This window comes from Pseudomonas sp. AIG (assembly GCF_977020205.1).
The window spans coordinates 115,361-142,254 of record NZ_CDROCK010000003.1 but is presented as its reverse complement, the minus strand read 5'-3'; the positions used below and the strand labels follow the sequence as shown (position 1 = coordinate 142,254).

Annotated in this window: 15 protein-coding genes and 1 pseudogene; 8 read left to right on the top strand and 8 right to left on the bottom strand. The window is 60.2% G+C overall.

Annotated features, from left to right (window positions below; genetic code table 11):
- Positions 1 to 82 precede the first annotated feature (82 nt).
- Both ACWR1S_RS03415 and msrA read left to right on the top strand, forming a co-directional pair.
- Positions 83 to 2,779, top strand: a complete 2,697-nt coding sequence (locus tag ACWR1S_RS03415; protein ID WP_454562418.1) for a putative bifunctional diguanylate cyclase/phosphodiesterase — start codon at positions 83 to 85, stop codon at positions 2,777 to 2,779.
- 211 nt (positions 2,780 to 2,990) lie between these two features.
- The gene (msrA, locus tag ACWR1S_RS03410) at positions 2,991 to 3,656 is read left to right on the top strand and encodes a peptide-methionine (S)-S-oxide reductase MsrA (protein WP_454562417.1); all 666 of its coding nucleotides are present in this window, start codon (positions 2,991 to 2,993) and stop codon (positions 3,654 to 3,656) included.
- A 126-nt stretch (positions 3,657 to 3,782) separates the two neighbouring features.
- Here the strand turns inward: msrA and ACWR1S_RS03405 are convergent, their stop codons facing one another.
- The 5 genes from ACWR1S_RS03405 to putP all read right to left on the bottom strand — a co-directional run bounded on the left by ACWR1S_RS03405 (position 3,783) and on the right by putP (position 10,265).
- A complete protein-coding gene (locus tag ACWR1S_RS03405; RefSeq protein WP_454562416.1) occupies positions 3,783 to 4,622 on the bottom strand; it encodes a 23S rRNA (adenine(2030)-N(6))-methyltransferase RlmJ in 840 nt (279 codons plus the stop codon).
- 434 nt (positions 4,623 to 5,056) lie between these two features.
- A complete protein-coding gene (locus ACWR1S_RS03400) occupies positions 5,057 to 5,374 on the bottom strand; it encodes a hypothetical protein (protein ID WP_454562415.1) in 318 nt (105 codons plus the stop codon).
- A 335-nt stretch (positions 5,375 to 5,709) separates the two neighbouring features.
- Entirely contained in the window at positions 5,710 to 6,423 is a 714-nt protein-coding gene (locus ACWR1S_RS03395; protein WP_454562414.1) for a DUF4123 domain-containing protein, read from the bottom strand.
- Positions 6,413 to 8,428, bottom strand: a complete 2,016-nt coding sequence (locus tag ACWR1S_RS03390) for a type VI secretion system Vgr family protein (protein ID WP_454562413.1) — start codon at positions 8,426 to 8,428, stop codon at positions 6,413 to 6,415. Before ACWR1S_RS03390 ends, ACWR1S_RS03395 begins: the two co-directional genes overlap by 11 nt.
- A 352-nt stretch (positions 8,429 to 8,780) precedes the next feature.
- On the bottom strand, positions 8,781 to 10,265 hold the full coding sequence (putP, locus tag ACWR1S_RS03385; protein ID WP_454562412.1) for a sodium/proline symporter PutP: 1,485 nt from the start codon (positions 10,263 to 10,265) through the stop codon (positions 8,781 to 8,783).
- 456 nt (positions 10,266 to 10,721) lie between these two features.
- On the opposite strand from putP, the gene putA reads away from it, so the two are divergent.
- A complete protein-coding gene (gene putA / locus ACWR1S_RS03380; protein WP_454562411.1) occupies positions 10,722 to 14,675 on the top strand; it encodes a trifunctional transcriptional regulator/proline dehydrogenase/L-glutamate gamma-semialdehyde dehydrogenase in 3,954 nt (1,317 codons plus the stop codon).
- 246 nt (positions 14,676 to 14,921) lie between these two features.
- On the top strand, positions 14,922 to 16,724 hold the full coding sequence (locus tag ACWR1S_RS03375) for an acyl-CoA dehydrogenase (protein WP_454562410.1): 1,803 nt from the start codon (positions 14,922 to 14,924) through the stop codon (positions 16,722 to 16,724).
- 231 nt (positions 16,725 to 16,955) lie between these two features.
- On the opposite strand, the gene ACWR1S_RS03370 is transcribed toward ACWR1S_RS03375, so the two are convergent.
- The 3 genes from ACWR1S_RS03370 to ACWR1S_RS03360 form a co-directional block, all read right to left on the bottom strand.
- On the bottom strand, positions 16,956 to 18,893 hold the full coding sequence (locus ACWR1S_RS03370; protein WP_454562409.1) for a methyl-accepting chemotaxis protein: 1,938 nt from the start codon (positions 18,891 to 18,893) through the stop codon (positions 16,956 to 16,958).
- A gap of 99 nt (positions 18,894 to 18,992) precedes the next feature.
- A complete protein-coding gene (locus ACWR1S_RS03365; protein ID WP_064117128.1) occupies positions 18,993 to 19,295 on the bottom strand; it encodes a cell division protein ZapA in 303 nt (100 codons plus the stop codon).
- The gene (locus ACWR1S_RS03360; protein WP_454562408.1) at positions 19,292 to 19,522 is read right to left on the bottom strand and encodes a hypothetical protein; all 231 of its coding nucleotides are present in this window, start codon (positions 19,520 to 19,522) and stop codon (positions 19,292 to 19,294) included. The genes ACWR1S_RS03365 and ACWR1S_RS03360 overlap by 4 nt, the downstream gene beginning before the upstream one ends.
- Before the next feature lie 210 nt (positions 19,523 to 19,732).
- Here ACWR1S_RS03360 and ACWR1S_RS03355 point away from each other — a divergent pair.
- From ACWR1S_RS03355 to mscK, 4 genes and pseudogenes are all read left to right on the top strand, one after another.
- A pseudogene (locus ACWR1S_RS03355) lies at positions 19,733 to 20,524 on the top strand (MCP four helix bundle domain-containing protein); the annotation flags it as partial.
- Positions 20,525 to 20,554: 30 nt separating this feature from the next.
- Positions 20,555 to 21,427 (top strand): methyl-accepting chemotaxis protein, encoded by an 873-nt coding sequence (locus ACWR1S_RS03350; protein ID WP_371042268.1) that lies wholly within the window; start codon positions 20,555 to 20,557, stop codon positions 21,425 to 21,427.
- Positions 21,428 to 21,763: 336 nt separating this feature from the next.
- The gene (locus tag ACWR1S_RS03345) at positions 21,764 to 23,506 is read left to right on the top strand and encodes a potassium/proton antiporter (protein ID WP_454562407.1); all 1,743 of its coding nucleotides are present in this window, start codon (positions 21,764 to 21,766) and stop codon (positions 23,504 to 23,506) included.
- A gap of 34 nt (positions 23,507 to 23,540) precedes the next feature.
- Positions 23,541 to 26,894, top strand: a complete 3,354-nt coding sequence (gene mscK, locus ACWR1S_RS03340; RefSeq protein WP_454562406.1) for a mechanosensitive channel MscK — start codon at positions 23,541 to 23,543, stop codon at positions 26,892 to 26,894.

Genomic DNA, 26,894 nt, shown 5'->3' with positions numbered 1-26,894 from the left:
CAATGATGCAACCTTGCCGCAGGCAACAGTAAAGAGGGCGAGAGCCCGGCGCGTTCAGCATATTTCCAAGCGAGTTCCCTTCATGAAGAGCCAACCCGATGCCGCCAGCCGTATGGCGGCCGAGGTAGTGACGCAGTTGCCTGTGCCCTCGCGGCTCGGCATGCTGCGTTTCGAGCGCTTGAATGAAGCCAGTTGGGCCATGCTGTTTCTCGATCCCAACTGTGAACGCCAGTTCGGCCAGCCGGCCGTCGAGCTTTGCGCACTGGTCGGCTCACCCTACGCGAGCCTGATGGAGCCTGAAGCGCGCTATCAACTGCACGACGCGATCCAGCAACAGCTGACCGCCAGCCCCCACTATCTGGTGCGCTATACCCTGCACACCGCAGCCGGCGCGCTGAGCATCCTGGAACTGGGCGAAGCCTACAAACAACACAATCGTCACCTGCTGCGCGGCTATCTGCTGGCGGTCGATCACGTCTTCAATGAGGTGCCGCTGCCGCCCTCCGTCGACCTCGAAACGCAGAATTCGCGCCTGCAGATCGCCCTGGAACTCAACCAACGGGCACAGCAGGAACAACTGCAGCACCTGGAGCGCGTACGCGCTCAACAGGATTTGATTCTGCTGCTCGCGCGCCAGCGCTACAGCACGCACAACTCGCTGCAGGAAGCCGCCGAGCTGATCACCCGCTGCGCCTGCGATATCTATGAAATCGACTGCGCCAGCCTGTGGAACCTCGAAGGTCAGCATCTGGTGCCGATCTCCGCGTACCACCGCGCGACCCAGGAATACATCCTCCCGGACGTGATCGACATCAGCAGTTTCCCCGACTACATGGAAGCCCTGCACAGCAGCCGCGCCATCGACGCACACAATGCAATGCGCGACCCGCGCACCCGGGAGATGGCCGAAGCCCTGCGCCCGCGCGACGTCAACGCCATGCTCGACGCCAGCATTCGCGTCGACGGCCAAGTGGTCGGCGTGCTGTGTCTGGAACAAACCGGCGTCACCCGCGCCTGGCAGTCCGACGAAATCGCTTTTGCCGGCGAGCTGGCCGACCAGTTCGCGCAAGTCATCAACAACCACAACCGCCGCACCGCCACCAGCGCCCTGCACCTGTTCCAGCGTGCGGTCGAGCAAAGTGCCAACGCCTTTTTGCTGGTCAATTGCGACGGCGTGGTCGAGTACGTCAACCCGAGCTTCACCGCGATCACCCAATACACCACCGAGGAAGTCCACGGCCAGCGCCTGTCGGAGCTGCCGGCGCTGGAAAACCTCAGTGAACTGCTGTTCGACGCGCCTTCGGCGCTGGCCAAGAGCAACAGTTGGCAGGGCGAATTCAAGAGCCGCCGCAAGAACCTCGAACCGTACTGGGGCCAGTTGTCGATCTCCAAGGTCTACGGCGACAACCGCGAACTGACGCACTACATCGGCATCTACGAAGACATCACCCAGACCAAACTGGCCCAGCAGCGCATCGAGCGTCTGGCCTACACCGATAACTTGACCAACCTCGGCAATCGCCCGGCGTTTATCCGCAATCTGGACGAACGCTTCGCCCGCGACAGCGATACGCCGATCAGCCTGTTGCTGGTCGACATCGACAATTTCAAGCGGATCAACGACAGCCTCGGCCACCAGACCGGCGACAAACTGCTGATCAGTCTGGCCCGACGCTTGCGCAACAGCCTGAGTCCGAGCGGCAGCCTGGCGAGGTTCGCCAGTAACGAGTTTGCCGTGTTGCTCGACGATACCGATCTGGCGACCGGCCAGCAGATCGCCAACCAATTGCTGGCGACCCTCGACAAACCGATGTTCGTCGACAACCAGTTGATCAGCGTTACCGGCTCGGTCGGCCTGGCGTGCGCGCCGCTGCACGGTCGCGATCCGCAAACCCTGATGCGTAACGCCGGCCTGGCGCTGCACAAGGCCAAGGCCAACGGCAAACATCAGGTGCAAGTCTTCACCGAAGCACTGAACGCCGAGGCCAGTTACAAACTGTTCGTCGAGAACAACCTGCGCCGTGCCCTGACCCAGAACGAGCTGGACGTGTTCTACCAGCCCAAGCTGTGCCTGCGCAGCGGTCGCCTGCTGGGTATGGAAGCACTGTTGCGCTGGAATCACCCGGAACGCGGCATGATCCGCCCGGACCAGTTCATCAGCGTCGCCGAAGAAACCGGCCTGATCATTCCGATCGGCAAGTGGATCGCGCGACAGGCCTGCCGCATGAGCAAAGCGCTGACCGCTGCTGGGATGGGCAATCTGCAAGTGGCGATCAACCTCTCGCCGAAACAGTTCTCCGATCCGGATCTGGTCGCCTCCATCGCCAACATCCTCAAGGAAGAAGCGCTGCCGGCCAATCTGCTCGAACTGGAACTGACCGAAGGCCTGCTGCTGGAAGCCACCGAAGACACGCACTTGCAGCTCGACCAGCTCAAGCGCCTCGGCCTGACGCTGGCCATGGACGACTTCGGCACCGGTTACTCGTCGCTGAGTTATTTGAAGAAATTCCCGATCGACATCATCAAGATCGATCGCAGCTTCATCCATGAAATTCCCGACAACCAGGACGACATGGAAATCACCTCGGCAGTGATCGCCATGGCGCACAACCTGAAACTCAAGGTCGTGGCGGAGGGGATCGAGACTGCCGAACAACTGGCGTTCCTGCGCCGCCACCGTTGCGACGTCGGCCAAGGTTACCTGTTCGACCGGCCGATCCCGGGCGGCGAACTGATCCAGGCCCTCAAACGCTACCCACGCGGCCCACTCTGCCTCTAAAAACACCGCAAATCCCCTGTAGGAGTGAGCCTGCTCGCGATAGCGGTGCGTCAGCAACAAACCTTCTGACTGACCCACCGCCATCGCGAGCAGGCTCACTCCTACAAAGAGCAGTCGAGTACCCGCACATTTTGGGTAGTGATTAACCGGGCATCATTGGGCACACTGGCGGTCTGACTTTTTACATCCAACCTGACTGAGAGGAACGATCATGGTTCTGCGCTCGGAAATTCTGGTGAACAAGAACGTGCTCCCGACTAAAGAACAAGCTCTGCCCGGCCGCGAAACTGCGATGACCCTGCCTGAAAAGCACTTTGTCTTCGAAGAAACCCCGCTGCTTGGCCCGTTTTTCCAGGACGTCGATTTTGCGATTTTCGGTCTGGGCTGCTTCTGGGGCGCCGAGCGGCGCTTCTGGCAGCGTGAGGGCGTGGTCAGCACGGTCGTCGGTTATGCCGGCGGCTTCACACCGAACCCGACCTACGAAGAAGTCTGTTCGGGCCTGACCGGCCACGCTGAAGTGGTATTGGTGGTGTATGACAAGGCCAAAGTCAGCTACCAAGAGCTGCTGGCGATGTTCTGGGAACTGCACAACCCGACGCAGGGCATGCGTCAGGGCAACGACATCGGCACGCAGTACCGCTCGGTGATCTACGCGACCTCGCCTGAGCATCTGGACGCGGCGCTGAAAAGCAAGGCGACCTATCAGGCTGAACTGTCGAAAGCAGGTCTGGGTGAAATCAGCACCGAGATCGAACAGGCGCCGACCGTGTATTTTGCCGAGACGTATCACCAGCAATATCTGGCGAAGAATCCTGAGGGCTACTGCGGGATTGGCGGCACCGGCGTGTGCATGCCAGCGAGCCTGGCAGGCAACTGACCCGCCGACTGATCGTTCCCACGCTCTGCGTGGGAATGCCTCAATGGACGCTCTGCGTCCGCTGTTGGGACGCGGAGCGTCCCGGGCTGCATTCCCACGCGGAGCGTGGGAACGATCGCTCAGTGATCAGCTCTCGGCAATCAACCAATCCATCTGCCAGCCACCCTGAGTCTGCCCCAGCTTCTTCGACAACCACGGCAGCAGCTCACGCAATTCTTCCTCCAGCCCCCACGGCGGATTGGCAATCGCCATGCCCGAGCCGTTCAGGCTGTTCGGCGTATCCAGCGGATGCACCAGCAGCTCCACACGCAGCAACTTCGGCGCGCCGGTCCCGGCCAGATCCTGATAGAAACGACGCAACGCACGCTGATCCTTCACCGGATACCAGATCGCCGCCACGGTTTGGCGCATACGACCAATCGCCTCTTTCAACGACGCCGCGCAACGCTGCATCTCGTCGAGTTGCTCGAACGGCGGATCAATCAACATCACCGCACGCTTCTCCTGCACCGGCAACATCGCCCGCGCGACATGCCAGCCTTCGCCGAGATGAACCTTGACCCGACGATCGCCGGCCATGTTGTCCTTGAGCAGCACGCCGTCTTCCGGGTGCTTCTCGTTGAGCATCACCCGATCCTGCGGGCGCGTCAGGCGCCGCGCCAGCTCCGGCGAACCCGGGTAGTAGCGCAACTGGCCATCCGGGTTCATCTCGTGCAGCACCTTCAGGTAGTCGGCGGTCAACGCCGGCAGGTCCGGCTGATCCCACAAGCGCGCGATGCCTTCCAGGTACTCGCCGGTACGGTTGGCCTGATCGCCCTGCAAGTCATACAGACCGATCCCGGCGTGCGTGTCGAGATAGGCAAACGGCTGCTCCTTGCGCGACATCAGGGCGATGAGGCGGGTCAAGGTCAGGTGTTTGAACACATCGGCGTGATTGCCGGCATGGAAGGCGTGACGATAATTCATGGCTGCTCCTGCGAAGGGCGCAAAGTTTACCTTTTACCGCGCGGCAAGTCAGGGGTTGACGGCTGAGTGGACAAAAGCCTTTCCCTCACCCTAGCCCTCTCCCGGAGGGAGAGGGAACTGACGGTGGTGATCTTGCGAGTTACATCGACCTGAAAGATCCGCATGATCTCAGGCTTGGCCAAGCGAAGATCAGCGCGGAAGTCGCAAGTCGGCGTACATCACCCAGACAACTCGGTCAGCCCCCGGAGCTTGGCCAAGCGAAGTTCACCGCTGAAGTCGCAAGTCGGCGTACATCACACAGACGACTCGGTCAGTCCCCCGAAGCTTGGCCAAGCGAAGTTCACCGCTGAAGTCGCAAGTCGGCGTACATCACACAGACGACTCGGTCAGTCCCCTCTCCCTCTGGGAGAGGGTTAGGGTGAGGGGCTTTGCTTTTATGGCGCGGCGCGCAACCGCTTGCCGATGACATAGAGCACATCACAGCCGTCGCGCAAAGGGATCACGCAGAGCTGGGCGAAGTCGCTGAGGATGACGGAGTCGCATTCGACCGAGCCGCGCATGCACATGTTTTCCAGCACCTGGATCACGGCGCGCAGACGGTGGTTGGCGGCGTCCATCAGGATGTCGAGGGGTACGTGGGTGTCGATGAACAGGGTCGGCATGTCGCTGCAATTGCCGGTCAGGGCCATGAAGCGGTTGTCGGGATGGGGGATGATCTTTTCGTAGGGTGGAGCCGGTTCAAGCGTTGTCATATTTTGCACCTCAACTGATTAAATGAGGCTACCAATGACCTTCCTACAGGTTTGGGTGGCAGCCGTACGCGAGAGTAGGAAACTGAGGAACCAGCCAAAAACTCAGCTACGCCGAAGCGTTCCCGCGCACAGCCGCCGCTAAAGGCGTCACGGACACACGTTAGGTGCCGCAATCAGACAACAGCGCTGGTGCGCGGTGAATTTCACAGGGGTCCTACGCCCTGTCACCACTCTCGCAGTGACAACGAAAAGACTATCCCTGCAACCCACCGCCCACCAGTTCATGAAAACCGCCGCAACTCGAAGGAATCGTCTGAGACCTTCGCCCCGAAAACTCACTCCGACTCTGCCAGCAAAAACGCCAGTAACGCCGATTGCGACGAATCTTCCGACATTGAAACCTGAAAAAACCGCCTCACCTTGCAACGCAAAACCGCCTCGGGAAAGGCCTCGAAAAGAATCGGATATTCTTCGCTCAACCACTGCAACGCATTGGCCGTTTGCACGTCATTACCCTGCTGCGCCAGCACTGACTCCGGCACCTGCCACCACGGCAATGCCCGCCCCGAAACCTGCGCCCTGCCACCAATTTCCAGCGCCTGCCCATTGATCAAACAACGCCCGATCAGCGGAAACAGTTGCGCCGCGCCCACCTCACCGACCTGCAAAATCGGCAACAGAAACCGTCCGTCCCAGAAACGAAAAAACACGGTTTTGCCGTCCGGCATCAGCACTTGGGTCAGGCTGCGAAAGTGCGCCACCACCTCTTCAAGACTCGCCGAAGACACCGCCAGCCAACCCCAATCCCGCGACTCGGTGGTGGCGACCCAATGCAGAAACTCACTGTCGGCGGCGACAATTCCCACGTAAGGCATCACCGCCTCCCACTCGGCATAGATCGTCTCGGCCCAGATCGGACTCGCCGTTTCTGGCCAGGCCTCAAGCGGCTTCGCCTCGCTGGCATTGCTGAACACCGCGAACAATTGCTCGGATGCTGTCAACGGCTCGCGCGCCAACCAATCGCTTGGCAAAAGGAAATCAGACTGCACAGAGACCGTCCTTGCAACGCTGACACTCTTCACAGAATGGCGCATCACCCTTGAAGCTCATGATTTGTGCAGCAGTCAGCATGGCTGCCGGCGCAGCGACCAGTTTCTCCGGTAATCCCGGTACAACCGGCGCAGCACTCATCGCCGCCATCGGTGCGCCCCCCACGACAATCGGCACACTGCTGAAAATGCCGCCGGGGCCGATGTTGATCCACTGCCCGCCGGCCTGAATCGTCGCACTCGCGCCACCGTCGATGACCACTTGCTGGCCGGCGCTGACGTGGAATTGCCCACTGGCGCTGATCGCCTGATTACTCACGCGAATATGCCGGTCGCCGATCACGCTCAGATGATCGTCCTGTTTCACTTCAGTCTGGCGCTGGCCGTGGGTGATGCGCTGCTCATCGGCCTTCAACTCATGGCGGGCGGTGCCGGTAACGATGATGCTGCGCTGGTTATCGACCTGCACCTGTTGATCGTGCAATACATGCTGCGTCCAGTTGCGCTGGGCGCGCAGGTAGATTTCCTCGGCGCCTTTGCGATCCTCGATGCGCAGTTCGTTGTAGCCGCCACCGCCGGGACTGCTCTGGCTGCGGAAAATGCTGCGGGTCTTGTCCGCCGGCAGGTCCAGCGGGATCGGTGTCGCGGCGTTGGGCAGGCAACCCACGACCAGCGGTTTGTCGGCGTCGGCATCGATGAAGCCGACCAGCACTTCCATGCCGACTCGCGGGATCAACACGCTGCCGTAACGGTCATGGGCCCAACCGCTGGCAACGCGCAGCCAGCAACTGGAATGCTCGTTCAATTCTCCGTCGCGATCCCAGGCCAGTTGCACCTTGACCCGGCCGTACTCGTCGCAGTGGATTTCGGTGTCTTTCGGCCCGGTCACAACCGCTGGTTGATATCCGGGCATGCGTGGTTTTTCCGGCCCCAGCATCGGGCGGAAGAACACGTCCCACGGCGTAGCGAGAAAGGTACTACGGTAACCCTGGAAGGCTTCGCCATCGCTGGTCACCGATTCCTCCAGCACTTGCGGCTGGCGGCCATGGTGCTCAACGGCAGTCAGCAGCCACAGGTCATTCCAGTCGTGGCGCGGATGCTCGCTCAGTTGCAGGAAATGTCCGCAAATCAGCACGGATTCGTCGCTGATGCCCTCGGCCTGACGGTAATCGGCGACATGTCGCTCAAGTGCCCGCTGGGCAAGATGCTTGCCGGTTTCCCGATCATTGAATTGGCCGGGAAAGTGATAGTCCTCCAGCACCGGGCGCTGCTCGCCGTCGACACGGCTTTGCAGGTGCAAGCCGGGCTTTTCGAAGTTGTAGTCGCGCCGGGTGACCACACTGGTACGGGTTTCCACACGAACATTGAAACGCTGAATTGCCGGGGTTCCGGCGGACATGCCGCTGCCCGGCAGATACACCGTCGGCTCGGCCAGACGCGGGAACACGGTCTGGTCGTCGCCGAACACCAGCAGGTGACCCTGGGGGCTGTGTTGAAAATGGTAATGAATGCCGACCTCGGCACACAGACGCTGGATAAACGCCAGATCGCTCTCGGCGTACTGCACGCAATACTCGCGCACCGGGTATTCGCTGCCGAGGCGAAATTCGAAGGCATCACGCAGGATCGAATGATCCTTGAGCACCCGCGCAATAATCTGCGGCACCGTTTGATGCTGAAAAATCCGCTGATTGATCCGCTGCCCGAGGTACGTCAGACGCGGCACAAGGCTCAAGTGATAACGCGTCAGACGACTCCCGGAATCGCCCTGCCCGACCTGAAAAATCTGACCGTGAACGCCGGAACCGTCCGCATCAAAGCTCAGAAACGCCTGACAGTGCAGCAGGCTTTCGAGATCCAGATCCGGCCGCTCACTGACCAGTTCCAGCTCGAAACGAAAGGGTTGGCTGATGGCTTCCTTGCCCGTGAACTCAAGGACCTTGAGGTCATGTTGGGCGCCTTCGAGGGTCAACGTGAAACGCGGTTGATTGGCAGGCGCGAACATCCGATGTCTCTCTGCAGAATGAAGGGCGGGCGATTCTGCATGAGGGGCAAGGGGTGATGAATGGGTGACGGAAAAATCAGATTTGCCCTACTTTCATTGATGAAACCCCCTGCAAAAAGCGGCGCCTTCAACTACAGACAAATCTCCAAAACCACCACCGCCCCCCTGTAGGAGTGAGCCTGCTCGCGATAGCAGTGTGTCAGTCAGCATTTTCGCCACTGATACACCGCTGTCGCGAGCAGGCTCACTCCTACAGGGGAGCGCGGTGAATCAGAGAAATCACAGGCACAAAAAAACGGCCCGCCTTCTGTAGGAAACGGGCCGTTTTCGGGTGAGCATCAGCTCAGAACAATCACTTGTTCAAGTGGAAATCTTTTTCCGCCGCTTCGAAGCGCTGCACCATGCCTTTGGTCGGCTCGCCCATCTTGCTGACGATGTAGATAGCCAGGCTGGCGAAGATGAAGCCCGGGATGATTTCGTACAGACCCAGCAGTTCGAAATGCTTCCAGACCACCACGGTGATCGCGCCGACCAGAATACCGGCCAGTGCGCCGTCGCGGGTCATGCCTTTCCAGACCACCGAGATCAATACAACCGGACCGAACGCAGCACCAAAACCAGCCCAGGCGTACGACACCAGGCCCAGCACGCGGTTTTCCGGGTTGGCTGCCAGGGCGATCGCGATCAGTGCAACCAACAGCACCATGGCGCGACCGACCCAGACCAGCTCCAGTTGCGAAGCGGATTTACGCAGGAAGGTTTTGTAGAAGTCTTCGGTCAGGGCGCTCGAGCACACCAGCAGCTGGCAGCTCAGGGTGCTCATCACAGCGGCCAGAATGGCCGACAGCAGCACACCGGCAATCCATGGGTTGAAGAGGATCTTGGCCAGTTCAATGAACACACGCTCGTGGTTCTCGGTCACGGGACCAGCGAGTTCCGGATGTGCCGAGAAGTAAGCAATACCGAAGAAGCCCACGGCCACGGTGCCGCCCAGGCACAGGATCATCCAGGTCATGGAGATGCGACGCGCCTTGGCAATCGACTTCACCGAATCCGCCGCCATGAAACGCGCGAGGATGTGCGGTTGACCGAAGTAGCCCAGACCCCAGCCCATCAGCGAGATAACGCCGATGAAAGTGGTGCCTTTAAGCATGTCGAAGTTGCTTGGGTCATTGGCTTCAATGGCGAGGAACGTGGTGTCGACGCCGCCGGTGGCAAGCAGCACGATGATTGGCGTAAGGATCAGCGCGAAAATCATCAGCGTGGCTTGCACGGTGTCAGTCCAGCTCACCGCGAGGAAACCGCCAACGAAGGTGTAGGCAATCGTCGCCGCAGCACCGGCCCACAGCGCCGTCTCGTAGGACATGCCGAAGGTGCTTTCGAACAGACGGGCGCCCGCCACGATGCCGGAAGCGCAATAAATGGTGAAGAACACCAGAATCACGATTGCCGAAATAATGCGCAGCAGGCCGCTTTTATCTTCGAAACGGCTGGAGAAGTAGTCCGGCAAAGTCAGCGCATCGCCGTTGTGCTCGGTCTGCACGCGCAGACGGCCGGCGACGAACAGCCAGTTCAGGTAGGCACCGACGATCAGGCCAATGGCGATCCAGCTTTCGGACAAACCGGACATGTAGATGGCGCCCGGCAGGCCCATCAACAACCAGCCGCTCATGTCGGAAGCACCGGCAGACAGCGCGGTGACGACGCTGCCGAGGCTGCGACCACCGAGAATATAGTCAGAAAGGTTATTGGTGGAGCGATAGGCCATGAAGCCGATCAGCACCATTGCTGCGATGTAGATCACGAACGTGATCAGTGTTGGATTGCTTACGCTCATTAAGTTACGCCCTGGCTTTGTTTTTATGTAGCAGCGGTGATGAACCGCGCGCAAACGATGACGTTTGGCAGACGATTCGGGATCCCGCGCATTTAGGACTGATGTTTCCCCAGGAAAGCCACCAGCCGATACACCGGGTTATCCCGGTTGCACCTAGGGCGCGAATGCTATGCAACAAACCAAAAAGGTGCAACCAGTTTCGTGCGAATTAGTTGCACCTAGTCGGATATTCCAGGAAACAGGCAGTTTTTGCTCCCTTTTAGCGCAGTCACAGCGCGTTGCTAGAAGCAAAAGCACCAAGCAAGTGCGGCACTTCCGTACCAGAAAATAATTCCTGACGAAGCGTTTATTTTTCCGACAAAAAAAGGGTTGCACCCGGTTGCACCTCTTTCGGCGCACGGCTAATCTTGCCGCCAGCTGATGCCACGCAACTGTGGCAACCATGAGGATAAAAATATGGCTACCACCACCCTTGGGGTCAAACTCGATGACCCGACCCGCGAACGGCTGAAGGCCGCCGCAACCTCGATTGATCGCACACCGCACTGGCTGATCAAGCAGGCAATTTTCAATTACCTGGAAAAACTCGAGGGTGGTGCAACCCTGACCGAGCTGAACGGTTTGACCGCCAAGGACGCCGATGAGGCAGGCGAAGTGCATACCGATCATGCCCACCAGTGCTTCCTCGAATTCGCTGAAAGCATCCTGCCGCAATCCGTTCTGCGTGCTTCGATCACCGCTGCTTACCGTCGCCCTGAGCCGGAAGTGGTGCCGATGCTGATCGAACAGGCTCGCCTGCCGGTCGCCATGGCTGAAGCCACCAACAAACTCGCCGCCTCCATCGCGGAAAAACTGCGTAACCAGAAAAGTGCCGGCGGTCGTGCAGGCATTGTTCAGGGTCTGCTGCAGGAATTTTCCCTGTCGTCCCAGGAAGGCGTGGCACTGATGTGCCTGGCCGAAGCGCTGCTGCGTATCCCGGACAAGGGCACGCGCGATGCACTGATCCGCGACAAGATCAGCACCGGCAACTGGCACCCGCACTTGGGCAACAGCCCGTCGCTGTTCGTCAACGCCGCCACTTGGGGCCTGCTGCTGACCGGCAAACTGGTCTCGACGCACAACGAAGCCGGCCTGACTTCGTCGCTGAGCCGCATCATCGGCAAGAGCGGCGAGCCGATGATCCGCAAGGGCGTCGACATGGCCATGCGCCTGATGGGCGAGCAGTTCGTGACCGGCGAAACCATCGCCGAAGCACTGGCCAACGCGAGCAAGTTCGAAGCCAAGGGCTTCCGTTATTCCTACGACATGCTCGGCGAAGCGGCCCTCACCGAACACGACGCACAGAAGTACCTGGCCTCGTACGAACAAGCCATTCACTCGATCGGCAAAGCGTCCCACGGCCGTGGGATTTATGAAGGCCCGGGCATTTCCATCAAGCTCTCGGCCCTGCACCCACGCTACAGCCGTGCACAGTACGAGCGCGTGATGGACGAGTTGTATCCGCGCCTGCTGTCGCTGACCCTGCTGGCCAAGCAATACGACATCGGCCTGAACATCGACGCCGAAGAAGCCGACCGTCTCGAACTGTCGCTGGATCTGCTCGAGCGCCTGTGCTTCGAGCCGCAGCTGACCGGCTGGAACGGCATCGGTTTCGTCATTCAGGCTTACCAGAAGCGCTGCCCGTACGTGATCGACTACGTGATCGATCTGGCCCGTCGCAGCCGTCATCGCCTGATGATCCGCCTGGTGAAAGGCGCGTACTGGGACAGCGAAATCAAGCGCGCCCAAGTCGAGGGCCTGGAAGGCTATCCGGTGTACACCCGCAAGGTGTACACCGACGTTTCCTACATCGCTTGCGCACGCAAACTGCTGTCGGTGCCGGAAGTCATCTACCCGCAGTTCGCCACGCACAACGCCCACACCCTGTCGGCGATTTATCACATTGCCGGTCAGAACTATTACCCTGGCCAGTACGAATTCCAATGCCTGCACGGCATGGGCGAACCGCTTTACGAACAAGTTGTAGGCAAAGTTTCCGAAGGCAAGCTGAACCGTCCGTGCCGCGTGTACGCACCGGTCGGCACCCACGAAACGCTGCTGGCGTACCTCGTACGTCGCTTGCTGGAAAACGGCGCGAACACTTCGTTCGTCAACCGTATTGCCGATCAGTCGATTTCGATTCAGGAGCTGGTGGCCGATCCAGTGGCGCAGATCGAGCAGATGGCGACCGTGGAAGGTGGTTTCGGCCTGCCGCACCCGCGCATTCCGCTGCCGCGTGACCTGTACGGTGCCGAACGTGCCAACTCCAGCGGCATCGACATGGCCAACGAACATCGTCTGGCTTCGCTGTCCTGCGCTTTGCTCGCCACTGCGCATAACGACTGGAAAGCCGCGCCGATGCTCGGTTGCGCTTCCAGCAACGAAACGCCGGCAGCCGTTCTGAACCCTTCGGATCACCGTGATGTGGTCGGTCACGTTCAGGAGGCCACCGTTGAAGATGTCGATAACGCGATTCAATGCGCGCTGAACGCCGCGCCGATCTGGCAGGCCACCCCGCCGGCCGAACGTGCAGCGATTCTGGAGCGTGCCGCTGACTTGATGGAAGGCGAGATCCAGCCGCTGATGGGCCTGTTGGCTCGCGAAGCCGGCAAGACTTTCGCCAACGCCATCGCCGAAGTCCGCGAAGCGGTCGACTTCCTGCGTTACTACGCAGTGCAGGCGCGCAACGATTTCAGCAACGACGCCCACCGTCCATTGGGCCCAGTCGTGTGCATCAGCCCGTGGAACTTCCCGCTGGCGATCTTCAGCGGCCAAGTCGCTGCCGCACTGGCTGCCGGTAACCCGGTATTGGCCAAGCCTGCCGAACAAACTCCGCTGGTGGCGGCTCAGGCCGTGCGCTTGATGCTCGAAGCCGGGATTCCGCAAGGCGTGCTGCAACTGCTGCCGGGTCGCGGTGAAACCGTCGGCGCCGGTCTGGTCGGCGATGAGCGCGTCAAAGGCGTGATGTTCACCGGCTCCACCGAAGTCGCCCGTCTGCTGCAACGCAACATCGCTGGCCGTCTCGACAGCCAGGGCCGTCCGATTCCGCTGATCGCCGAAACCGGCGGCCAGAACGCAATGATTGTCGACTCCTCGGCTCTCACCGAGCAAGTCGTGATCGACGTGGTGTCCTCGGCCTTCGACAGCGCCGGTCAGCGTTGCTCGGCGCTGCGCGTATTGTGCCTACAGGAAGATTCCGCCGATCGCGTCATCGAAATGCTCAAAGGTGCCATGGCTGAAAGCCGTCTCGGCAACCCTGAGCGTCTGTCCGTGGACATCGGCCCGGTGATCGACGCCGAAGCCAAGGCGGGCATCGACAAGCATATCCAGGGCATGCGCGACAAAGGTCGCAACGTGTACCAGGTGGCGATTGCCGACACCGAAGAAGTCAAACGCGGCACCTTCGTCATGCCGACCCTGATCGAACTGGAAAGCTTCGACGAGCTGCAACGCGAGATCTTCGGTCCGGTGCTGCACGTGGTGCGCTACAAGCGCAAAGAGATCGATCAACTGATCGGCCAGATCAACGCTTCCGGTTATGGCCTGACGCTGGGCGTGCACACGCGCATCGACGAGACCATCGCCAAGGTGATCGACAACGTCAACGCCGGTAACGTCTACGTCAACCGCAACATCGTCGGCGCCGTGGTCGGCGTGCAGCCATTCGGCGGCGAAGGCTTGTCGGGTACCGGTCCGAAAGCCGGTGGCCCGCTGTACCTGTACCGCTTGTTGGCGACCCGTCCTACCGACGCCATCGAACAATCCTTCGCTCGTGGTGATGCTGTTGTCGCCCCGGACGTTCGTTTGCGCGACGCCATGAGCAAACCGTTGAACGCGCTGAAAGCCTGGGCTGAAAGCAACAAGTACGCCGACCTGAACACGCTGTGCGTGCAGTACGCTGCGCAATCGCAGAGCGGCATTACCCGCGTGCTGGCCGGCCCGACTGGCGAGAAGAACAGCTACGCCATCCTGCCGCGCGAGCACGTGCTGTGCCTGGCGGAGGTTGAAGGTGATCTGCTGACGCAACTGGCTGCGGTATTGGCCGTAGGCGGTTCGGCGGTGTGGCCGGAATCCGACATCAGCAAGGCACTGTTCGCACGCCTGCCGAAGGAGATTCAGGCGCGGATCAAGCTGGTTGCCGACTGGAATAAAGACGAAGTGGTGTTCGATGCGGTTCTGCATCACGGCCATTCCGACCAGTTGCGCGGCGTTTGCCAGCAGATTGCCAAGCGTGCCGGCGCGATCGTTGGGGTTCAGGGCTTGTCCCAGGGCGAGACCAACATTGCCCTGGAGCGACTGGTGATCGAGCGGGCGTTGAGCGTTAACACTGCGGCGGCGGGTGGTAATGCGAGCTTGATGACCATCGGCTAAACCGCTGTAAGCCCAGGCAACCGCAATGGTCGCCTGGAATGTAAACCCCCTGTAGGAGTGAGCCTGCTCGCGATAGCGGTCTGTCAGCCAAAATAAATGGGTCTGACAGACCGCTATCGCGAGCAGGCTCACTCCTACATTTGATTAGTGTCGCCCTCACCTCTGCATCACTCTCATCAATCATCCTATCCAGCCACTATTCCCCCGCCTTAGACTCGGCCCAACCCCAATTTCAGGTAGGCCGCCATGTCCGAGACGCTGCTCAGTTCCCGCAATCTGGCTTTCGAGCTGTACGAAGTCCTTGATGCCGAGGGCCTGACCCGGCGTGAGCGCTTTGCCGAGCACAACCGCGAGACCTTCGACGCCGCCATCGGCACCGCGCGCAACATTGCCGAGAAATACTTCGCACCGCACAACCGCAAGGGCGACGAGAACGAGCCGCGCTATGAAGACGGTCAGGCGATTCTGATTCCGGAAGTGAAGCCGGCGGTGGATGCCTTTCTCGAGGCCGGATTCCTCAACGCTGCGAGAAGTTTCGACGCCGGCGGCATGCAATTGCCTACATTGCTGTCGCAAGCCTGCTTCGCGCATTTCCAGTCAGCCAACGCGGCTTCGACGTCCTACCCGTTCCTGACCATGGGCGCGGCGAACCTGATCGAAAGCTTCGGCACTGACGAGCAGAAACAACGCTTCCTGCAACCCATGATCGATGGCCGCTTCTTCGGCACCATGGCCCTGACCGAACCCCACGCCGGTTCGTCCCTGTCGGATATTCGTACGCGCGCCGAGCCTGCGTCCGACGGCACCTATCGCCTGAAGGGCAACAAGATCTTCATTTCCGGTGGCGATCATCCGCTCTCGGAAAACATCGTGCACATGGTGCTGGCCAAACTGCCGGACGCGCCGCCGGGGGTGAAAGGCATTTCGCTGTTCATCGTGCCGAAGTTTCTGGTCAACGATGACGGCAGTCTCGGCCCACGCAACGATGTGCTGCTGGCGGGGCTGTTCCACAAGATGGGCTGGCGCGGCACCACCTCCACGGCACTGAATTTCGGCGACAACGGTGAATGCGTCGGCTATCTGGTGGGCAAGCCGCATCAGGGCTTGAGCTACATGTTCCAGATGATGAACGAAGCGCGGATCGGCGTCGGCATGGGTGCGGTGATGCTCGGTTATGCCGGTTATCTGTATTCGCTGGAATACGCCCGCGAACGTCCGCAGGGTCGCGTACCGGACAGCAAGGACCCGACCACGGCGCCGGTGGCGATCATTCAGCACGCGGATGTCAGACGCATGCTGTTGACGCAGAAATCCTACGTCGAAGGGGCGTTTGACCTCGGCCTGTATGCAGCGCGTCTGTTCGATGACACCACCACGCTTGAGTCCGAAGCCGAACGCAAACAGGCGCATGAACTGCTGGATCTGCTGACGCCGATCGTCAAATCCTGGCCTTCGGAGTTTTGCCTGAAGGCCAACGAACTGGCGATCCAGATCCTCGGCGGTCACGGTTATACCCGTGAGTATCCGGTTGAGCAGTATTACCGCGACAACCGCTTGAACCCGATCCACGAAGGCACTCACGGCATTCAGTCGCTGGATTTGCTCGGGCGTAAATTGGCGCAGAACGGTGGTGCCGGGCTGAAGCAATTGATTCGCCTGATTGCCAACACCGCTGAACGCGCGACAGCGTACGAATCACTGACCGCATTACGTGAGCCGCTGGAAAAACTGGTGGCGCGCCTGCAAACGGTGACCATTGGTTTGTTGACCGATCTGGCGCAGGGCAAGGTCAACAGCAGCCTGGCGAATTCGGCGCTGTACCTGAAGGTGTTCGGGCACACGGTGATTGGCTGGCGCTGGCTGGAACAGGCGATTCGTGCCGAGGAAGGGTTGGCCATAGGAAACTCAGCGGATGCTGACTTCTATAAGGGCAAGCTGCAGGCGGCGCGGTATTTTCTGACGTGGGAAGTGCCGGGTTGCCACCATGAACTGACGTTGCTGGAGGCGCGGGATGATACGTGCCTGGCGATGCAGGATGCGTGGTTCTGAAAGCCGACCCTCACCCCAGCCCTCCCGAAACGTCGGACCGCCCAGAGGGAGAGGGGGCCGAACGGGGGATGCTTGAATACTTCATCGACCTGAAAGAGGTTCACCGAATCCATAATCGACTGGCATTTTCAGGTCGATGTATAGCGAAAGACACCTCGGTCAGTCCCCTCTCCCTCTGGGCGGTCCGACGTTTCGGGAGGGCTAGGGTGAGGGGCTTTTCTGCTTCAACACTCAACTCAACTTGAACCCACCCATCTGCCGCGCCAAATCATCCGCCAACCTCTGCAACATCTGACAATCCTCACGGCACGCCCGAACCTCCCCCGCCGTCGCCCGCGCCAGATCAGAAATCCCCTGCACGTTACGGTTGATCTCTTCCGTCACCGCCGACTGCTCTTCCGTCGCCGTCGCCACCTGATGGTTCATGTCACTGATGCGCTCGACCTGCCCGGTAATCGCCGTCAGCGACGCCCCGGTGCGTTGGCTCGACTCAACCCCTGTACCGGTCGCCGCCTGGCCGGTGCGCATCGACGACACGGCGTTTTCCGCGCCTTGTTTGAGGCTGCCGATCATCTGCTGGATTTCGTCGGTGGAGGCCTGCGTCCTGCGCGCCAAAGTACGTACTTCATCAGCAACAACCGCAAAACCACGCCCCATATCCCCGGCCCGCGCCGCTTCGATGGCGGCATTGAGCGCCAACAGATTGGTCTGCTCGGAAACGCCACGAATCACTGCTAGCACAGAGTCGATCGACGCCACTTGATGCGCCAGCTCACCCACCGCCCCCGCCGCGACGCCAATTTCATCCGACATGCTTTCAATATGCTTGATCGAGCCGCCGACCACTTCGCGCGCCTGCATCGCTTCATCCCGCGCGGTCTGCGAGGCCAGTGCCGCGTTGCCAGCGTTCTGCGCAATTTCTTGCACTGTCAGGCCCATTTCGTGAACGGCGGTGGCAACCATGTCAGTCATTTCCTGCTGACGACCAGAACGCTCAGCGGTGTTCTCCACTACCTTCGCCACTTGCCCCACGGCCGTACGCAGTCGCTCGCTGGTGGTCAGTACTTCGCCGATCAATCCGCGCTGGCTATCGAGGAAACGATTGAAGCCGCGAGCGAGGTCGCCCAGTTCATCGGCACGGCTGGAATCTAACCGGTGGGTCAAATCTCCACCGCCGCTACCAATCGCTACCAGCGCCGCTGTTACCTGACGAATCGGCCGCACCAGCCCTTGCGCCAGCCACACCACCAAAGCGAGGCACACCAGCGCTACGGCCAGACCGATACCGCCGCTCATCCACATCGCTTTACGGGCTTCGGCGTAGATCTGCGATTGCGGCACTTCGGCCACCAGGGTCCAGCCCAGATCGCGCAGCGGCAGGCTGAAGGCGAGGAAGTCTTCGCCCTCCCTCTGGAAGCTGCTGCTGATCGCCGTTTTCTGGCCCATGACGGCCTGCGCTGCATTGGCGCCGATCTGCTCGCTCAAGGTGTGTTCACCGCTGAACTGCGCCTCCGGGTGCACTTGAATCAAACCGTCGGAACGCACGAGATAGACCTTGCCGCGCTCACCAAAGCTGAAGTTGTGGATCAGCTCCGACAGCTCTTTGATGCTCAAACCGAGCCCGGCCACGCCGACCACTTTACCGGCCTGCTCGACCTTCAAATCGATGAACAGCGCCAACTCTCCGGTCGCCCCGTCGTTGTCGATATTCAGAGTGCGCGGCTGATCGCTGTCGAGGAAGGAATAGAACCACGCGTCAGCCGGTTTTGAACGGCTGAGGGTGCGATCCAGGCCTTTTTCGGTGATGTAATGATTGGATTCGGTGCCGATGATCAAAGCAGTAAAAGCTTTATGTTCGGCGCGGATGCCTTCCAGATACTGCGCGAAGCCAGCCGTTTTGCTGCTGTCTTCGCCTGAGGCGAGCCAGTCGCGGACCATCGTATTGCTGGCGATATCTTTGGCCGCCGTCAGCGGTTGCACAAGGATCCGTTCGATATCGTTACGCGTCGCTTCGATGCTCGACGGCAACGCTTGTTCGACCAGATAGCTCTGGGCGAGGCGGTTGACCACCAGGGTATAAATGCCAACCACGATCAGGATACTGACCAGCAGGGCGGTGCCCATGCTGAGAATCAGCTGCCATTGAATACTGCGTCGCCACAACTGCATGGAGCACCCCCAAAGAATAAGTGGCCGAAACAATGCAACAGCCGTGCCGATTGTATACAACCCAGTCGACAATCTATTCTTTGGTTGTGCGCAGCTCCATCAACCCTGATTGATGGTCTTGGCAATAGTGTCGACCGTGGCGCTGACTTGCTCTTGGTAACGGTCGAGTTCTTCTTTGTGCTGCTTCTTCATTTCGATCTGCTGCGAGCACAGATTCATCGCCGCCAGCACCAGCAAGCGGTCACCGATCAGTGTCGGGTATTTGCGCTTGGTGTCATCCAGCGCTGCCTTGAGCATCATGGCCGCGTCCAGCAGGGTCTGTTCTTCCCCGGCCGGTGCCTTGATCGAATAGTCCTCCCCGAGAATGGAGACGACTTTTACCCCTGCTGTGTGGTGGTTCATGCGCTGACCGGACCTGCGTTGACGCGATCAACCAGTGCCTGAATGCGGGCTGCGGTGGCGCCGTGCTTTTCTTCCTGCTCCATCAGGTTCAGTTGCAGGCTTTCGTTTTCATCCTTGGCCTGGGCCAGTTCCGTGGACAGGGTCTGGTTGGTTTGCACAAGGCTCTGGTTCTGTTGCACCAGGTCGCTGACGAGCTGTTCCAATTGGCTGAGGGATGCTTCCAACATTTTGATCTTCCAAGCGTTTTTCAAAGGGCGCGTACGATAAAGAAAAGTCACCACGGATGCCAGGGTTAAACCGGCGCAAGGCCTTGATTTTCCTGGTGGCGGACCGTTCCTGCGAGTTTTAAAGACTGTGATCTGCCGATCTGGTTCCTGCACTTCGTCGCCCCGGCCCTTGTGCGACAAATACGCACAGTGCCTCAAGACTTTAGTCGTATGACCGATAAGTCATCCATATCGCAGTCTCAGCCCGCATGGAAGCGGCCCTCTCTTGGTATCCGCCCCATGTCCCTTCGCAATATGAATATCGCCCCACGGGCGTTTACCGGCTTCGCCCTGATCGGCGGCCTGATGCTGATTCTCGGTGTGTTCGCCCTGAACCAGATGAGCAAAATCCGCGGCGCCGCCGAAGACATTTCGTCCAGCAGCGTGCCGAGCATCAAGAACCTCGACGAGTTCACCCAGCTGACCCTGCGCCTGCGCGTGCTGTCGTACCGCTTGCTGGTCAACCGTGAACCGGACGTGCAGCAGAAAACCGTTGAGTTGCTGGACATGCGCAACCAGCAGATTCGCGCGGCTCAAACGGCCTACGAGCCACTGATCGGCAGCCCTGAGGAACGTGCAGCGTACGACCAGTACGTGCAGTTGCTCGGCCAATACCGCCAGATCGAAGACCGCATGAAGAGCCTGTCGCGCAACAATCAGGTGGATGAGCTGCGCACCCTGCTCAACACCGAGTTGCTGAACAACTCCGAAGCAGTGAACAGCGTGCTCAACCGTCTGATGCAGATCAACGGCGAGCAGATCAGCGAGACCAATCAGCAAGCGGCCGATCAGTACTCTTCGGCGTTTGATCTGGTGGTGACTCTCCTGGTAATCGCCACTGGCCTGACGTTCCTGTTCGCCTGGCTGCTGACCACCAGCATCACCAAGCCGATTTCGAAAGCATTGGAAGCGGCGGAAACCATCGCAGAAGGCAATCTGACCCAGCCGATTCACGTCGATGGCAGTGACGAAGCCGGGCGCCTGCTGGCAGCCATGGCCAAGATGCAATCGAAACTGCGTGACACCCTGCAGCGCATTTCCGGCTCCGCCACTCAACTAGCCTCGGCGGCTGAAGAACTGAACAGCGTCACCGACGAAAGCGCGCGCGGCCTGACTCAGCAGAACAACGAAATCGAACAGGCGGCCACCGCCGTCAACGAGATGACCAGCGCTGTGGAAGAAGTCGCGCGCAACGCCGTGAGCACTTCGGAAGCCTCGAAGAACGCCACCACCTCGGCAGGTGATGGTCGTGATCTGGTGCAGGAGACCGTCAGCGCCATCGAACGCATGAGCGCCGATGTGCAGAGCACTGCGTCGTTGATCGGTGATCTGGCCAATGAATCCCGTGATATCGGTAAAGTGCTCGACGTGATTCGTGGTCTGGCCGACCAAACCAATCTGCTGGCACTGAACGCGGCGATTGAAGCGGCGCGTGCCGGTGAAGCCGGTCGTGGTTTTGCCGTGGTGGCGGATGAAGTACGTGCCTTGGCGCACCGCACTCAACAGTCGACCAGCGAGATCGAGCGGATGATCGGCAGCATTCAGAGCGGTACCGAACACGCCGTGGATTCGATGCGCAACAGCACCGAGCGCGCCGAGTCGACCCTGAACATCGCCCGGGGTGCCGGGATGTCGCTGGACACCATCAACACCGCCATCGTCGAGATCAACGAGCGCAACCTGGTGATCGCCAGCGCGGCTGAAGAGCAGGCGCAGGTGGCGCGGGAAGTGGATCGCAATCTGGTGAATATTCGTGATTTGTCGGTGCAATCGGCGACCGGCGCGAATCAGACCAGTGCGGCGAGTAATGAGCTGTCGCGTCTGGCGCTGGACCTGAACAACATGGTTGGGCGGTTCAGCCTGTAAATTTTTAGATCAAGATCAAAAGCCCCTCACCCCAGCCCTCCCGAAACGTCGGACCGCCCAGAGGGAGAGGGGGAAAGGGAGCAGATCTTCGTGTTTTTCAAAACCTGAGTTCGACTCGGAATTTCAGGTCGATGTACCTCGCACAAACACCGCGGTCGGTCCCCTCTCCCCCCGGGAGAGGGCTAGGGTGAGGGCAGCAATCGCCCGCCGAACACAAAACCTGATGCCACACTGAAAAAGCTTTTTGACAGCATCACATTTCAACAGGTTAGAATCGCTGGCACGCAGACTGCATGGTCAGTTTGTGCCCGTCTTTACGCTTCTGGAGTACTGCCTTTGAATGCGACGACCATCAACAGCCTGTTCTTGATCGGCGCGTTGCTGGTAGGCGCAAGCATTCTCGTCAGCTCACTCTCTTCCCGTCTCGGCATTCCGATTCTGGTCATTATTCTCGCGGTCGGCATGGCCGCCGGGGTCGATGGCGGCGGGATCATTTTCGATAACTACCCGACGGCCTATCTGGTCGGCAACCTCGCACTCGCGGTGATTCTCCTCGACGGTGGCTTGCGCACGCGGGTGTCGAGTTTCCGCGTGGCGCTATGGCCGGCGTTATCGCTGGCCACGGTCGGGGTGCTGATCACCACCGGGCTGACCGGCATGGCCGCCGCATGGCTGTTTGACCTCAATCTGATTCAAGGCCTGTTGATCGGCGCCATCGTCGGCTCAACCGACGCCGCGGCGGTGTTCTCGCTGCTCGGCGGCAAAGGCTTGAACGAACGGGTCACCGCCAGTCTGGAAATCGAATCCGGCAGCAACGACCCGATGGCGGTGTTTCTCACTGTCACTCTGATCGACATGCTCGCCAGCGGTCAGACCGGGCTGCACTGGAGCCTGTTGACCCACCTGATCCGCGAGTTCGGCATTGGCGGCGTGATCGGCCTCGGTGGCGGTTGGTTGATGCTGCAACTGGTCAACCGCATCAATCTGGCCGCCGGGCTGTATCCGATTCTGGTGATCGCCGGCGGTCTGGTGGTGTTCGCCCTGACCAACGCCCTGCACGGCAGCGGCTTCCTCGCCGTTTACCTGTGCGGTCTGGTCATCGGCAACCGCCCGGTGCGCAGCCGTCACGGCATCCTGCACATGCTCGACGGCATGGCGTGGCTGGCGCAGATCGGCATGTTCCTCGTGCTCGGCCTGCTGGTGACGCCGCACGATTTGCTGCCGATCGCCCTGCCCGCCCTCGGTCTGGCGCTGTGGATGATTCTGTTTGCGCGGCCGCTGTCGGTGATGGTCGGCCTACTGCCGTTCAAGGCGTTCCATGGCCGCGAAAAAGCCTTTATTTCCTGGGTAGGCCTGCGCGGCGCGGTACCGATCATTCTCGCGGTGTTCCCGCTGATGGCCGGGCTGCCGAATGCGCAGCTGTACTTCAACCTCGCGTTCTTTATCGTACTGGTGTCGCTGCTGGTGCAGGGCACGAGCCTGCCGTGGGTCGCCAAGCTGTTGAAGGTGACCGTACCGCCAGAACCCGCACCGATTTCCCGGGCGGCGCTGGAAGTTCACGTCACCAGCGAGTGGGAGCTGTTCGTTTACAAGCTTGGCGCGGAGAAATGGTGCATCGGTTCGCCCCTGCGTGAGCTGAAAATGCCCGAAGGCACACGTATCGCGGCCCTGTTTCGTGGCCAGCAACTGCTCCATCCGTCGGGTAGTACGGTGCTGGAAGTCGATGATTTGCTGTGTGTTATCGGCCACGAACACAACCTTGGCGCCCTCGGAAAACTCTTCAGTCAGGCGCCACAACGTGGCCTTGATCTGCGCTTCTTCGGCGATTTCGTGCTGGAAGGAGACGCCCAGCTTAAAGCGGTTGCAGCGCTCTATGGCCTACCCGCCGAAGGTATTGATCCGAACATGACCCTGGGCGCGTTCATCGCCCACAAAGTCGGCGGTGCACCGATCGTCGGCGACCAGGTGGAGTGGAATAACACCCACTGGACGGTTGCGGTCATGGACGGGAACAAGATCGGCAAAGTGGGCGTCAGATTCCCCGAAGGAAGTCGCCCGGGCCCCGGGCTCTTCCTCTAAACTGCGTCCACTCTCACTTGCTTGACCGGTCTCTATGCCTACCCTGCGCTCCTTTTTCGTCGCGGCCCTGCTGGGCCTGAGTCTCACTGTCGGCCCGATCTACGCCGCCGAACCACCGTCCAGCGACGCCGTGCAGGCCAGCCTCGACAAGCTCGCCGACAGCAAACTGCCGGATGCCGATAAAAAGAGCCTGCAGACCGTCCTGCAGAACACGCTCAATCAGCTGAACAATCAGCGTGATTACGAGCAGAAACTGATCGATCTCAAGCAGCAACTGGCCACTGCGCCCAAGCAGACCATTGAAAGCACCCGCGAATTGACCCGCCTCAAGGCTACGGCCGCGGTGCCGGTGGCGCAGCGCTTCCCCAAAGAGTCGATCCAGCAGTTGGAGCAGATCCTCACCGATCGCTCGACCCAGCAAAGTGATCTGCAAAAAGCCCTCGCCGACGCCAACAGCCTGATCATCACCGCGCAGACTCGCCCCGAGCGCGCGCAAGCAGAGATATCCGCCAGCCAGACGCGCATCCAGCAGATCAACAACATCCTCAAGTCCGGCAAGGACGCGGGGAAAACCGTCACCGCCGAGCAGCGCGACCAGTTGAACGCCGAACTGGCGGCACTGAATGCGCTGATCCCGCTGCGTCGTCAGGAGCTGGCCGGCAACAGCCAGTTGCAGGATCTGGGCAACGCTCAGCATGACTTGCTCTCGGAGAAGTCCGACCGCCTCGACCGCGAGATTCAGGAACTGCAAACCCTGATCAACCAGAAGCGGCTGGCGCAGTCGCAGGAAACCGTGACCCAGCAATCGATCGAAGCGCAGAAGGCCGGTAGCAGCAGTCTGCTGGCCATCGAAAGCACGGCGAACCTCAAGCTTTCCGACTACCTGCTCAAAAGCACTGACCGCCTCAACGAAGTCACCCAGCAGAACCTGCAGACCAAACAACAACTCGACAGTCTGACCCAAAGCGATTCCGCGCTGGACGAGCAGATCAGCGTGCTCAAGGGCAGCCTGCTGCTGTCGAAGATTCTCTATAAACAGAAACAAGCCCTGCCGCGGCTCAAGGTCGACCGCGATCTGGCGGATCAGATCGCCGATATTCGCCTGTGGCAATTCGACGTCAGCCAGCAGCGTGAGCAACTGAGTAATCCGGCCGCCTATGTCGACAACCTGCTGTCCACGCAGCCGCCGGAGCAGATCACCCCGCAGTTGCGCAAAAACCTGCTGGATCTGGCGAATACTCGCGCCGATCTGCTGGAGCGCTTGAACCGCGAACTGAGCGCCATGCTCAACGAGTCGATCACCCTGCAACTCAACCAGAAACAACTGCTGAGCACCGCGCAAAGCCTGCGCGCGACCCTCGATGAGCAGATGTTCTGGATCCCCAGCAATAAGCCGCTGGACCTGGAATGGATGCGCAATGTGCCGGAGCGCCTGAAGCGTCAGGTCGACACCCTGCCATGGGCCTCCAGCCTCAGCGAGCTGACCGACGGCCTGATCCAGCGTCCGTTACTGTTTCTACCGCTGGCGCTGTTGATCGGCGCGCTGTTATGGCGGCGCAAGAGTCTGTACGGCAGGCTGAACAAGGTTCACCAGGACATTGGCCACTTCAAACGCGACAGCCAGTGGCACACACCGCAAGCGATTCTGATCAACATCCTGCTGGCGATGCCAGTGGCGCTGGGTCTGGCGCTGTGCGGCCTGGCGTTGCAGATTGACGCTCGCGGACAGAACGCCAATATGGGCGCGGCGCTGCTGCAAATGGGTCAAGCGTGGCTGGTGTTCTATACCGCTTACCGGATTCTCGCGCCGGGTGGCGTGGCGGAACTGCACTTCCGCTGGGAAAAGCCGCAGGTCGAATTCCTCCAGGGTTGGATCCGCCGACTGGGTCTGGTGGTCATGGCCCTGGTGACCATTGTCGCCGTGGCCGAACTGCAACCGGCGGCATTGGCCGACGACGTGCTCGGCATGCCGGTGGTGCTGACCTGCTATGCCCTGATGGCGTGGCTGCTCAGCCGCCTGCTGATCAGCAGCCCGGCCCACGAGAACACTTCGCTGTTCCGCAAAGCCGTCGGCGTGATGTTCACCCTGCTGCCGATCGCGTTGTTCGTGGCGGTGTGCTTCGGCTACTACTACACCGCGCTGAAGCTCAGCGACCGCTTGATCAACACCCTGTACTTGCTGATGTTCTGGCTGGTGATCGAAGCGACGTTCGTCCGTGGCCTGAGCGTCGCCGCGCGACGTCTGGCCTATCAGCGCGCCTTGGCCAAACGGCAGGCGGCGAAAGAGGCTGGCGACGGTGAAGCGGTGATCGAAGAGCCGACCCTGGACATCGAAAAGGTCAACGAGCAGTCCCTGCGCCTGATCCGTCTGGCCCTGCTCGGCGGTTTCATTGCCGCGCTTTACTGGGTCTGGTCGGACCTGATTTCGGTGTTCTCGTACCTCGACAACATCACCCTCTACGAATACACCAGCGGCACCGGTGCCAACATGAGCATGGTGCCGATCAGCATCGGCGACATGCTCGGCGCACTGATCATCATCGGCATCACCTTCGCCCTCGCGCGCAACTTGCCGGGCCTGCTCGAAGTGTTTGTGCTGTCCAAGCTCAATCTGGCTCAGGGCAGTGCCTACGCGACCACGACGCTGCTGTCGTACGTGATCGCCGGCGTCGGCTTCGTCTCGACCCTGTCGACCCTCGGCGTCAGTTGGGACAAGTTGCAATGGCTGGTGGCGGCGCTGTCGGTCGGCCTCGGTTTCGGTATGCAGGAGATCTTTGCGAACTTCATCTCCGGCATCATGATCCTCTTCGAACGTCCGGTGCGGATCGGTGACACCATCACCATCGGCAACCTGTCGGGCACGGTGAGCAAGATCCGCATCCGCGCCACGACCATTACCGACTTCGACCGCAAGGACATCATTGTCCCGAACAAGACGTTCATCACCGGACAACTGATCAACTGGTCGCTGACCGATACCATCACCCGCGTCACGCTGAAACTCGGCGTCGACTACGGTTCGGATCTGGATCTGGTCAAGGAACTGCTGCTCAAGGCTGCCCGGGAAAACCCGCGCGTACTCAAAGAGCCAGAGCCACACGTGTACTTCCTCAACTTCGGCGAAAGTACCCTCGACCACGAATTGCGCATGCACGTGCGCGACCTCGGTGACCGCAACCCGGTGCTCGATGAGGTCAACCGCTTCATCAACCGCGAGTTCAAGAAGCAGCACATCAACATCTCGTTCCGCCAGATGGAGGTCTACTTGAAGAACCTCCACGGTCAGGAATACAAGATGGTGCCGATCGAGCCGGAAACGAAAACCATCGTGCCGGTCGCCGACGATCAGAAACCGCTGCAAGAGCCGCCGCCGGCCAAACTCGACTAA